The organism is Treponema sp. Marseille-Q3903 (assembly GCF_014334335.1).
Taxonomy (GTDB): Bacteria; Spirochaetota; Spirochaetia; order Treponematales; family Treponemataceae; genus Treponema_D.
Map to the genome: position 1 here is coordinate 532506 of NZ_JACSEU010000001.1, position 11952 is coordinate 544457.

Consider the following 11952-nt stretch of genomic DNA (forward strand, 5'->3'; position numbering starts at 1 on the left):
ATTTTCACGTTGCATTCTTCCATTTGCATAAATCTTCCTTGCCTGAAAAAAGAATATGCTATAAAATAGAATTCCAATGAGTGTCGCGACAAGCCATCAAATTTCAAAATATTATGATTTTCATCGTGATAAAGAAATTGTATTTACAAAAGCAAATTTAAAATCTCTTCGAGTTAATCCACGTCAAATTTATTTGAAGTGTGCCGGTGGGCAATGGCCATGCATTATCAATTCTTCTTCTTTACAGAAAGCAAAAGTCATAATCGGAACTTCAAGCGGTGTCTATTCGCTTATTGTGAATAAAAAAGAACAGCACATCAGTGTTGTTTATTGTTTTTATGATCAGAATAATGAGCCTGTCCAGTTTTTTGTAACGAGCAATGTTGTAGACATTCAGCCTTATCAGGGGTCTAAAGATCTCGCATTGCTTACTTTGGAATTTACACAACGTCCGCCGGATGATTTGATATTAAAAATCGGCGAATTTCTTGAAGTAAATGAAAATTTTAAAACCCGGAAAGAAGAGCGAATTGGGCTCAATGAGAATTCTATGCGTCAGTTGTGTATTCCAAAGGAGGAGTCATATATATTCATCGCAGGAGTTCCGCGCAAATGCATAATGAAAGATATCTCGTTTGGCGGCGCCCGTGTTATGCTCGTAGGCGTGCCGAAATTTCTTGAAGGTAAAACTATAGATTTACGCCTTTATTTTACAGACACGAATGAAAAAGTATCTTTGATAGGCAAGATTCTCAAGGCAGATTTTCTTCAGGGACGTAAAGATATTTCTGTCGTCCATATTCAGTTTAATCAAGATGAAATTCCAATGTCGTACAAGTTTCATATAAATAGTTATATAACATCGTACCAAAAGCAACTGATAGAAAAACAGCTCAATAATCAGGCAGCGGCACAAAGAGCTGAGCAGGCTGCAGCGACTAAAGTCGCTCAACAAAAACAGATTGCCGACGAGAAAGAGGAACTGGCAGCTGCACAAAAAGCTGCAATGCAGGCAAATATTAAAGCAATGGGGAACGCTTTTGCCGCTCAACCGTCTCGCCAAGTACAACAGACTCCTACATAAAAAAATTATAAAAAGGTGAAAAATGAATCCATCAAACCCTCTTGAATCAGTATATTTTATCAATATTCAGGATGTTGAATTGTCTCACAGAAAGCGTTTTGAACTCGATAAAACAATTCCTATTCCTGTTCAGAAAAAAGATTTTGAAACTGATAGCTTTAATCCGAACGACATCACTGTCGAGAAAATATTGTCAGGAATATTGACAGTTTTGGCGTATGACAGCAAAAACGAACATCTGGATTACTATCGTTCAATATTAAAAAAAGTCAGGCCGAATCTCAAAAAAGAACTTTGCGAAGCTGCAATCCTAAAAACAAAAAATGAAGATTTTGATATTGCGGAAGAGATTTTCCGAGCACTTTTGGGATTTGATCCTGAAGATTCAGCGATTATCTTAAACATGGCTCTATTTCTTGACCAGCGCGCTGATTACTATAGAAATGCAGGTCTGTTTGAAGATGCAGATGCTTACGATGCTGATGCACTCAGATATTATGAAGAGACAATTAATGCTGAACCACCGCTTCCTGATGCGTATTTCAACGTCGGCTTTTACTATATGAAAAAACATAAATATCGGGAGGCAAAAGATGCTTTTGAAACTTATCTTGCGCTTACTGCCGATATCAGCGATGAGGAAGCCGGCGAAAACGGCGTTTATAAAAAAGAACGTGCTCAGGAAGTCATTGCAAATATAACAAACCAAAATATGGACGATGAATCTTTTAAAGCCGCTTATGATTTGATTTCCAGCGGACAGGAAGAAAAAGGCTTGGAGCATATTCATAATTTTCTTAAGAATAATCCAAAAGTCTGGAACGGCTGGTTTATGCTTGGCTGGGGGCTTAGACGGATTGAAAAGTATTCAGAAGCAAAAGAGGCTTTTCTCGAATCACTGAAATGCGGCGGAGATACGACTGCTGACACATATAATGAACTTTCGCTTTGTTATATTGAAGAAGAAGATTTTTTGAAAGCGGAAAAATGCCTTATGAAAGCGTTGTCGATTGAGCCTGAAAGCACAAAAGTAATTTCAAATCTCGGTTTTTTGGCTCTTGCACGTGGCGACAGACAGACAGCGCGAATCTATTTTACAACAGTTCTCGAATTTGATCCTAAAGATAAAATCGCTGCAAACGAGTTGCTCAAATTAGAAAACGTTCCGTGATGCTGTTTTAGAAAATTATCACCAAATTAACTATTCCCAGCTTACGATATCGCCGACATTTATATCATTTTTCTTGAACCAGCCTTGCGGAACTTCAAGAGCATATCTTACAGAAACTGTGCTAGTGATAGGTGCGAGGCTGTACGGCTTCATGTCAAAAATATCACGAATCTTCCCTTTTGAATCTATATATGCGATTGACAGAGGATGCGGAGTGTTTTTCATCCAAAAAGAAAGAACTTGGTCTTTTTTGAATATAAAAAGCATTCCAGTTCCATCAGGAATTTTTTTTCGTCCCATATAACCACAGTTTTGGTCTTTTTCTTTTTCTGCAATCTCGGCATATACGGTTGCGGTAGTCCCATCAGACCGTGTTATTGTCAATGTCTTTTCGGGAAGTTTTGAATCGCAAAAAAATTGACAACTTGAAAAAATAATCAGTAAAACAACAAAAAATCTACGGATTGAGATTAGTTTACACATTTTTTTTACAATGATTGATTTCATAATATCAAAGTTCATCTAGGAACATCTCCTGTGTTTTTTCTTCCGGTGAAGAGTTTATGTTTGAATAATTTTGAATTTTATCAAAAAGTTTTTTATCTATATATTTTAAAGTCAGTGGTTTTTCAAGGCTCATCGAAACATCATCATTTTCCCATGTTGCAGATTTTGGGTCAAAAGATGACGGCTCTCCGTATTTTTCCTGGAGTTTTGTGAAAATGCTGTAATAATCCATTTTTTCCTGATTTATGTTTATTGTGATGATAAACAATTTGTCTTCAAAAAATTGAAAATAGCATTCTTCGAGAAACCCTGTACGGAATTTCGAATAAGTGTTTGTTTCAATCAAGATTTTGCCGGTGCCGGGCACTAGAGAAACATCGCGCTCACCTCGGTAGCCAAAATCGGAGTCTTTGAGTAGAGCAATCTTTGTATCTTCTAGCGATGACCCGAGTTTGATGTTTTTATAACCGGAAGGCAGTTCCTCCGCAATCAGCGAAAGCAAGACTAAAGATGATGTGAGCAATGAAATTATAATCTTCTTAAACGGAATCATATTATATTTATCGGAAGAAACCTATTTTATATTATTTTGTTTTCGATAGAATGCAGCTTGTTTTGTCAGTTCTTTTATATCTTTTACAAAAATCTTGCCGTCGACAATCCTATAATCAGAACACTGCTGAAAGTCGTATATTGCGCGCGGATGATTTTGGCTTGGAATTCCGCACATGTTTGCGAGATCTTTTGGAGTGAGCTCGGTCTGCATAGACTGTTTTCCCGAGCCTAAAGAAATTTTTTGTTTTTCAAACTGAAGAGAAAGCATATCTACCATTTTTGCAAGCGGTTCTTTGAGGTTTGCATTGTCAAGCTGGCGGTACATAGACCACAGCCTGTCTGCAAGCGTCGTCGTCAATTTTGCGATAAGTTGAGGTTGCGTCGCTACCATCTGATTGAAGTTCGAGCGGTTTATAACCATCAGCGTACAGTCATCATAAGCGATTGCACTTGCCGAGCGAGGTTTGTTTTCTATAAGCGCCATCTCTCCAAACATATCGCCTTTTTTTAGCAGCGCAAGTGTCACTTCATTTCCATTTACAACTTTAGAGATTTTGACTTCGCCTTTTTGGATTATAAACATATCTGCGCCGCTTTGCGATTCTGAAAAAATCATCGTATCTTTTGGATATGAACGAACAGTGTCTTGCGCCGGTTCATAATAGACTGCATTTGTCTTAGGTTTTAATGAGATAAAACGCTGCTTTGCAATCTCTACATTTGGTCCTACAGGCTTTGTCTTTAAATATTGATAATATGCGTAAGCCGCTATATCTCTGTGTGATTTTTCGTAATATTGTGCAACATTGAATATGTGTTCATAATTTTCATTTACTGCTGCATTGAGAGTTGCTTTTGTGAGCATTTCATTCATTACACGCATGCGGTTAGCAAAAGTTTTGATTATTTTAAGTGCGACAGGAGTGTTTTGCGCGATGAGCTCAGGATATTGATCGCGTCGTACAGAGATTGCCAAAACATCAGTCATCGCAATTGCAGTTTCAATTTGGAGATGTCCTGACATACACGGAACAACGCCAACGAAATCGCCGGGGCCGTATCTAACAGGAGCAATGCCGGAACCTGAAGCTTTAAAACACTGAACTAGACCTTTTTGAATAATATAAAAATGGTCGCTGTCAGATTTTCCTTCGACAACAAGATATGAGCTTTTTGGGAACCGTACGATTTGTAACTGCAGCAATATCAATCTCCTACGTAGAGTATAAGTTTACAAATTTCTTTTGTCAATAAAGCAACTTGCTATTGAAATTAATTCTCTATAAAAATAATTTCCGGCTCAAGGCAAAATCCATATAGTTTTTTAACTCTATTTTGAGTAAATTTTACCAGCTGCTTTATATCATCGGCAGTTGCATTGCCGATGTTTACGATGAAATTTCCATGAAATGGAGCAATCTGGGCATTGCCGATTTTAGTTCCACAGAGCCCGGCTTTGTCAATTATTGCTCCTGACGGCTCTCCAAAATCCCGATTATTTTTAAAAACCGAACCTGCGCTCGGGAATTTGAAGTGCCCTTTATCGATTCTCGCTGAAATATATTTTTTGCATTCCGATTCAATTTTTTCCTTATCTTTATCAGGCGCTTTTATCAGCTTAAAAGTCGAAGAAAGAATAAGTTTTCTTTCTGTAGAACGGTCATCTTTTTCATGTTGAAACGGCGATTTTTTGTAATCCCAATCAGCAGCGTTAAAAGGGGTCTCAACGATTTGCGGATTGGCTTCGTTGTCGTCATATTTTTTTGAAATTGTAAAATGCTCTGTCTTGTGTAAAATATCGCTTATAGACTTTTCAAAACATCGGGCGTTCATAAATGTTGCCCCACCGACAGAACCTGGAAGCCCTGCAAACTGTTCGGCACCTGTCAAACTGTTTTTTATGCAATAATTAATAAAAGACGAGATTGGAGTTCCTGCCTGACACGTCACATAAATTGTATTTGCATCAAGCGGTTCTATTTCTGTTGTTATTTTATTTAGGTTTTGCGTTGAAATGATTGCTCCGTCATAAGTGCCATCGGGGAATACGACATTGCTTCCGCCCCCTAAGATGAAAAACTTTGTATTTGAATCGACTGTCTTGCGCAGCGTTGTGATAAAACTCTTGGTATCTTTTGGGGCGACAAAAAGTCTAGCTTTGCCACCGATTTTAAATGTCGATTTTTGCGCAAGAGGCTCGTCTTCTGAATATTCGATATCACTTTTTTTTAATTCGTTTATTAAATCCTGAATCATCTTTTTTATTATATAGAAAATAACGGGTTTTATAAAGTATCGGAGTCTGTTTTAGATTTGCGAATATCTTTAAAATTCGCCGTTATTGTTTAATAGCAAAAAAAAATATATTATATTCAACTAAACAAATGATTATTTAAAATGGAGATTCGTATGAGTTTGAAACTTTATAATACAATGGGACGCCGAATTGAAGAGTTTAAACCGATTGTGACAGGTCATGCAGGTTTTTATGGCTGTGGCCCTACTGTTTACAATTATGCTCATATAGGAAATCTTCGCGCATACGTTTGTTGGGATATCCTCGACAAAACATTAAAGTATCTTGGTTATGATGTAAAGCATGTTATGAATGTCACCGATGTCGGCCATCTTACAGGTGATAACGATGAAGGCAAAGATAAAATGCTTAAAACAGCCGAAGAACGCCATCAGTCTGTTTTAGATGTAGCTCGTTTTTATACAGACGCTTTTTTTGCAGATATCGATGCTCTCAACATCAGACACCCAGATGTGATATGCAAAGCTACAGAACATATTCCGGAAATGATAGAACTCATCAAAGAAATCGAAAAAAACGGTCACACTTATACAGCCGGTGGAAATCTCTATTACGATATTTCTACTTATCCTGATTATGGGAAGCTTGCAAACCTAAACCTCGAAGAATTAAAAGCTGGTGCTGGAAAACGCAAAGTTGTAGTTGTCGACGAAAATAAACGGAATCCCGAAGACTTTGTACTCTGGTTTACAAAATCAAAATTTGAGGATCAGGCAATGACTTGGGACTCTCCGTGGGGTCGCGGTTATCCGGGCTGGCATATTGAATGTTCAGCGATGAGTATGAAATATCTTGGCAAACATTTTGATATCCATACCGGTGGAATAGACCACGTGCCTGTTCACCACACAAACGAAATTGCACAGTCAGAAGGCTCTTTTGATGAGGCTGAGCGCGCTAAAGGTCCTTGGGTAGACTACTGGCTGCACAATGAGTTTCTTATTCTTGAAGGTGGGAAGATGAGTAAGTCAAGCGGGCGTTTTATCACTTTGCAGACTTCTCTTCCTGCTGAAAAAGGTTTTTCTCTTAAAGATAAAGGCTTTGAGCCGCTCGATTATAGGTTTTTCCTTTTAAACGGGCATTACAGAAAACAGCTTGTGTTCAGCATAGACGCATTGGAATCTGCAAAATCGGGGCGGGCTGCTTTGAATCAGCGTGTTGCAAAGCTTATATCAAAAGCAAACGGTGACGAAAACGCAGGGCTTACTATTGAAAATTTTGCAGAGATTCTTGGAAAAATCGATTATAAATCGGAAAATCTAGAAAAGTTTCGTCAAGGACTTGAAAATGATCTTGCGACTCCTGTTGCGATGGCTGCGATGCAAAAAGAATCTAACGGCAAAGGTGCTGTAAAAGCTATGGAATCTTTGAGCGCAATTTATGAGATGGATTTTGTGTTGAGCCTCGATGTAATTAAAAATGGGTTTGCCGTAATTGAAGAGCAAAAAAAATTGATAATTGGAGCTTCTGAAGAAGGTTCTCATGAAGGAGATCCGGAAGCATCTGAAATAGAAGCTCTTGTCCAAGAGCGCACGCAAGCCAAAAAAGAAAAAAACTTTGCCAGAGCTGATGAAATACGTAACCTGCTGAAAGATAAAGGTGTTTTAATAATAGATACTCCACAAGGTTCTGCATGGAAAAGAGTTTGATTTAGGAAAAATAATTTGAAAAATGGAAAAATGGAAGAAAGAAAAAAGCGCAGTCCGAATTGTAATCATTTTGATATAAGCGCTGTAACTTTTGGGAAATACAAGTGTTTGATGATATAGAGACAAATCAAAATGGAGATAATGCACCGCTCAATGCAGGGAATCCGCTTGACTTTAAGAAAATTTACGACGCATCTATGATGATGCTCTTTAAGGTTGCTCTCAGAATTGTAAACGATGAGGAAGCTGCCGAAGATATGGCACACGATTCATTGATAAAGGCAAATGAAAAAGCGATTGTTTTTCCCTCTATCAATGATGCAAAGTATTGGCTTATCCGTGTTGTAAAAAATGCGTCTATAAATTATGTAAAACGTAAAGAACGCGAGCGTAAAGCGTATGAAAAAGTTCTTTATGAAAATCATAGAAAATCGGAATCTGGGGAAACTGATTTATTAAAACAGGAGTCTATTGACAAAGCAAAAGATGCTTTGAAAAGGCTGCCCAAAAAGTTGCAGGATGTGCTTTTGCTAAGAGAATACGCAGACCTTAACTATAAGGAGATCGGCAAAGTGCTTGGAATTACCGAAGGTAATGTCAAGGTTAGAATTTTTAGAGCTAGAGAACAGCTTGTTAAAATTATAGGAGAAGACAATGTCTTTTTGCCCGAGTAAAGATATTCATTCGCTTTATGTTGATGGTGAACTGCCTGAAAAATTTAAGACAGAATATGAACGTCATTTAGCTAATTGTGAAAAATGTCAGCGAGAACTTGCAAAGGTTCGCACAATCCATTCGGCATTAAATTCCGACGCAGATACTATTAAGCTCGATGAAAAATTCATGGAAGACAGTTTTCAGCGCCTTAAAATAAAGATGGTTTATAGCAAAAATACACAATTGCTTAAGGCAAATCCTAAATACAAGTCTATCGGATATGTCGCCGGAATCGCTGCCGCTGCTGTTGTTGCCCTTATTGTTCCTGTACGCACCAATTCTGCAAAAAATTCTGAGAGAAGCATAATTTCACTTCCTACTACGAACGGTATGACTGTTTCTACAAATAATATTAACTTTAGCAGTGGAAGAAGTGATGTTGTTTCTGGTAATATAAGTGAAGCATCTATGTCTCCTACAAGCCGAGTTCAGACTACAACTTTTGCAAACAATGTGAGCAACGTTGATCTTCTAAGACCTGACTTTAGAGATAATGCAATTTCTATAATAATTACAGTTCCGGAGATAAACGATATTCCTATGACTAAGGAAATCAAAGTCCCTGTCGCTGTATCAGGTAGATATTAGTGAATTTTTCTGGAAAATTTAGTTATTTCTTCAGGCGATATCCGGTTTTGCGGCTGTTTATCGCTATATTTATTGCAGTTTTAATTGTCGGTTCCATATTTCTCGTTAATTACAAAACTCTTCTCGCTCCTGAAATCGAATCTATAATTCCGCCTGTAGGTTCGCCCGGAGATGTAGTTTTAATTCGTGGAAAAAACTTTGGCGATATACGTGATATGAGCTACGTTGAAATTGCAGGGACAAAACTCACTTCCAGTTCTTATATCTCGTGGAGCGATAACACAATTAAAATTGTTCTTCCTGCAGATTTGCATGATGGGCTTGTCTTTGTTGGTAATAGAAAACTTCGTTCAAAACCTGCGCTTTTTGCAAATGAAGTCGATATTCCAGTACCAGTTCCGACAGTGCAGCATGTCACAAAGCCTGTCATCACAGAGCTCTCTGCCGAAAAGGTTTATGTTGGAGATATCCTTACGATAAGCGGAAACAATTTCGGCGAAAATAGAAATGATTCTAAAGTTTTGTTCACGATAGATTATAACAACAAAATAAAAGATGCGGATTATGTAAACGTAAATATGCTGTCAGAAAACATGATAGCTGCAAATGAAGATGATTTTGATTATGTTTCGTGGTCGAACACAGAGATTAAAGTGTACGTCCCTGATGGAGCTAAAACCGGAGTCATAATTGTAGATAACGGTAAAGAAAAATCCGAACCGAAAGATATTACAATCAACAATGATGCAGGGGAAAAAGAATACACAAATAAAAAAATCTATCTTATTCAGTATTCGGCAGATATTGCAGATGTCGTTTCTGACGGGACTGCAACAATTACTCTGCGTTGTCCAATTCCATATAAAACAGCAGCTCAGCCGGATGTAGAGAATACAGAAAATTCACCGGAACCTGTTTTGCTTAATTACCACAACAATCTAATTCATCAGATTTCAGGGATTAAGAACGGTTCTCCAAAAAGCGTATTTACACAGACATTCGTCATCACTGTTTTTGAAATTCACTCACAAGTCAATCATATTAAAATCGGCAATTATAAAAACGTAAATAAAAGTATGCTTTCTGTCGCTTTGCGCCCGGATTCTCTTGTCCATTCTGATAATGTTGAAATCATAAACCTTGCAAAGGAAATTGCAGGAAAAGAAAAAAATCAATATAAGGTTGCGCGAGAGATTTACAACTACATGTGTAAGAATTTTTCGGTTGTGAATAAAAATCGCAAAAACGGATCAGATCCTGTTGAGCTTCTTAAACTTAAAAAAGGCGATGCTTACGATTTTGCTGTAATTTATACTGCTCTGCTAAGAGCTGTGGGAATTCCGGCTTTGACAGACGGCGGAATTTTAATTTCACAAGACATGCAGACGCAAGCACACTGGTGGTGTGAATTTTATGTAGACAAAGTCGGCTGGATTCCCGTTGACCCAGCTTTGGGTGCCGGTTTGGAATATAAAAAATGGGCAGACAGCGGAATTGAAAATGACATGGAATTTTATTTTGGGAATATGGATTCTCATCACATTATTTTTTCACGAGGTTGGAACCAGCTCAAACCGTTCAGTGCAGACAACAAAATTGTTCAGCAACCGAGAAGTTTTGCACTGCAATCGATTTGGGAAGAGGCAAATGCAACTACAAAAAAATACAGCAGTTACTGGAGTATTCCGGTAGTTAAAGGTGTTTATTAGAATTTGGAAAAAGGAGATGTGATAAAAAGTGTCGTCTGAAATATCGCCGATACTTTTTATTTCGAGTTTGCCTGGATGTTTGCAGAAGACGTGTATACGTGTCGTTTCGCTAAAAATCAAATGAATACGATACGCTTTATTTTGCAAACTCGACTATTGAACGTGTGCGCTCTTGCGCACGGCTAAAAACTTTTTCGGAAATTGCTATTTCCTGCAAAAGTTTTTATGGGAGTAAATCATGGTGAAAGTTTTGAGTGTCGGCGGTTCAATCATCGTTCCGAATAATCCGGATGTGGAATTTCTTTCAAATTTTGTTTTAATGGTGACAGAGTGGCTTGAAGAAGATAAAAATCGTCGCCTTATCCTTGTTGCCGGCGGTGGAGCTCCGGCTCGTGTTTATCAAAACGCATACAATGAAGTTGCATCTAAAATAGGAGCTAAAGCAGACGCAAATGCCGCCGATTGGATTGGCATTATGGCAACTCGAATAAATGCTCAGCTTTTGAAGGCAAGTTTTGGCTCATATTGCAAAGACGATGTAGTTTACAATCCGACTGAAGAAAACTTACAGTTCACAGGGCAAGTTCTTGTCGCAAGCGGATGGAAACCAGGATTTTCTACCGACACAGATGCCGTTTACCTTGGAGAAAAATTCGGGGCAAAGACTATCGTAAATCTCTCAAATATCGAAAAAGTTTATACAGATGACCCGCGCAAAAATCCGAACGCAAAGCCTCTTGATTCAATCTCTTGGGCTGATTTTAGAAAGATGACAGGAGATGAGTGGACTCCCGGAAAAAATTGTCCGTTTGACCCGATTGCATCAAAAAAAGCATCTCAGCTTGGGATGAAAGTTATATGTGCCGGCGGAAAAAATATTCCCAATATCAAAGCGATTTTAAATGACCGGGAATATGTTGGAACTACAATAGGTTGACCGTTATTCTTCAACAGACATCCGCTTTATAATTCCTTCAAGTTTTTTACCGTATTCAGGGTCTATAGCCCAAGTGCCTGCCAACTCGTCAATTGTCCGTGCAAGTTTTGTTCTGTGCGGCCAACTGTATCTTGGGTCTGTCAATTCGTTGTTGAGCTGAACATCTTCGGTAGTTGCATAAGCGTGAAGATGCTGAATGTGTGCGCGTATTCCGAGCCGCTCTGTTTCAAATTTTTCACCGGGATTCTCTGAATCTATTGCACCGAGCCCGCAATAGTTGTGGAAGTCACTCTGCACGAGTCCTCCGAATTTCAAAAATCCTGTTTCAAGGCACATCTGGGCAAACGCAATATCTGAATTGATATTTTCCATTTCAGCTTCATCTATATACATTTGGGCAAATTCCAAAATGTGGTCGTAATCTTCATCGGCATTGTTTTTGATAAAAAAATCGGCGAGTTGCTTCGCTGTCAAATAGCCTTTATCAGTGAGGTTTCTGGAAATATAAATGATAAAATGTCTGTTTGCCTGATTTTCGGGAATTGTCCTACACGAAAAAAAGAGAAGATTAAAAAAAACGCTTAAAAACAGCAAAAAGTGAAATGATGATTTTCTCAAAAAAGCTTTCATTTTGATATTTTCGGCTTAAAAAAAAATCACTTTATTTGAAAATATTTATTTTTTCATTTCCGAATTTCGCGCTTTGCGGCAATTATAT

The 11952-nt window shown here is 38.0% G+C and carries 12 protein-coding genes; 7 read left to right on the plus strand and 5 right to left on the minus strand.

What is annotated here, in order from left to right; translation table 11 throughout:
- Nucleotides 1-76: 76 nt before the first annotated feature.
- Entirely contained in the window at nt 77-1084 is a 1008-nt protein-coding gene (locus tag H9I37_RS02440; protein ID WP_187380905.1) for a PilZ domain-containing protein, read from the plus strand.
- Between the two features lie 22 nt (nt 1085-1106).
- Nucleotides 1107-2255: a tetratricopeptide repeat protein gene (locus H9I37_RS02445; RefSeq protein ID WP_187380906.1), complete on the plus strand. Its 1149-nt coding sequence runs from the start codon at nt 1107-1109 to the stop codon at nt 2253-2255.
- Between the two features lie 30 nt (nt 2256-2285).
- On the opposite strand, the gene H9I37_RS02450 is transcribed toward H9I37_RS02445, so the two are convergent.
- The 4 genes from H9I37_RS02450 to murB all read right to left on the minus strand — a co-directional run bounded on the left by H9I37_RS02450 (nt 2286) and on the right by murB (nt 5573).
- The gene (locus tag H9I37_RS02450) at nt 2286-2777 is read right to left on the minus strand and encodes a DUF192 domain-containing protein (protein WP_255422461.1); all 492 of its coding nucleotides are present in this window, start codon (nt 2775-2777) and stop codon (nt 2286-2288) included.
- Nucleotides 2767-3315, minus strand: a complete 549-nt coding sequence (locus tag H9I37_RS02455) for a hypothetical protein (protein WP_187380907.1) — start codon at nt 3313-3315, stop codon at nt 2767-2769. Before H9I37_RS02455 ends, H9I37_RS02450 begins: the two co-directional genes overlap by 11 nt.
- A 21-nt stretch (nt 3316-3336) precedes the next feature.
- Nucleotides 3337-4521 (minus strand): Crp/Fnr family transcriptional regulator, encoded by a 1185-nt coding sequence (locus H9I37_RS02460; RefSeq protein ID WP_187380908.1) that lies wholly within the window; start codon nt 4519-4521, stop codon nt 3337-3339.
- Nucleotides 4522-4589: 68 nt separating this feature from the next.
- The gene (gene murB, locus H9I37_RS02465; protein WP_187380909.1) at nt 4590-5573 is read right to left on the minus strand and encodes a UDP-N-acetylmuramate dehydrogenase; all 984 of its coding nucleotides are present in this window, start codon (nt 5571-5573) and stop codon (nt 4590-4592) included.
- A gap of 153 nt (nt 5574-5726) precedes the next feature.
- Between murB and cysS the strand changes: the two genes are divergently transcribed.
- From cysS to pyrH, 5 genes are all read left to right on the plus strand, one after another.
- A complete protein-coding gene (cysS, locus tag H9I37_RS02470) occupies nt 5727-7283 on the plus strand; it encodes a cysteine--tRNA ligase (protein WP_187380910.1) in 1557 nt (518 codons plus the stop codon).
- Nucleotides 7284-7387: 104 nt separating this feature from the next.
- A complete protein-coding gene (locus H9I37_RS02475; protein WP_187380911.1) occupies nt 7388-7957 on the plus strand; it encodes an RNA polymerase sigma factor in 570 nt (189 codons plus the stop codon).
- Complete coding sequence (locus tag H9I37_RS02480) at nt 7938-8588, plus strand: anti-sigma factor family protein (protein ID WP_187380912.1); 651 nt, start codon at nt 7938-7940, stop codon at nt 8586-8588. Before H9I37_RS02475 ends, H9I37_RS02480 begins: the two co-directional genes overlap by 20 nt.
- Before the next feature lie 47 nt (nt 8589-8635).
- Nucleotides 8636-10297, plus strand: coding sequence for a transglutaminase domain-containing protein (locus H9I37_RS02485; protein ID WP_187380913.1), 1662 nt, complete (start codon nt 8636-8638; stop codon nt 10295-10297).
- A 238-nt stretch (nt 10298-10535) separates the two neighbouring features.
- Nucleotides 10536-11234, plus strand: a complete 699-nt coding sequence (gene pyrH / locus H9I37_RS02490) for a UMP kinase (protein WP_187380914.1) — start codon at nt 10536-10538, stop codon at nt 11232-11234.
- Between the two features lie 3 nt (nt 11235-11237).
- Here pyrH and H9I37_RS02495 read toward each other — a convergent pair whose 3' ends face one another.
- Complete coding sequence (locus H9I37_RS02495) at nt 11238-11864, minus strand: glucosaminidase domain-containing protein (RefSeq protein ID WP_187380915.1); 627 nt, start codon at nt 11862-11864, stop codon at nt 11238-11240.
- Between the last annotated feature and the right edge of the window lie 88 nt (nt 11865-11952).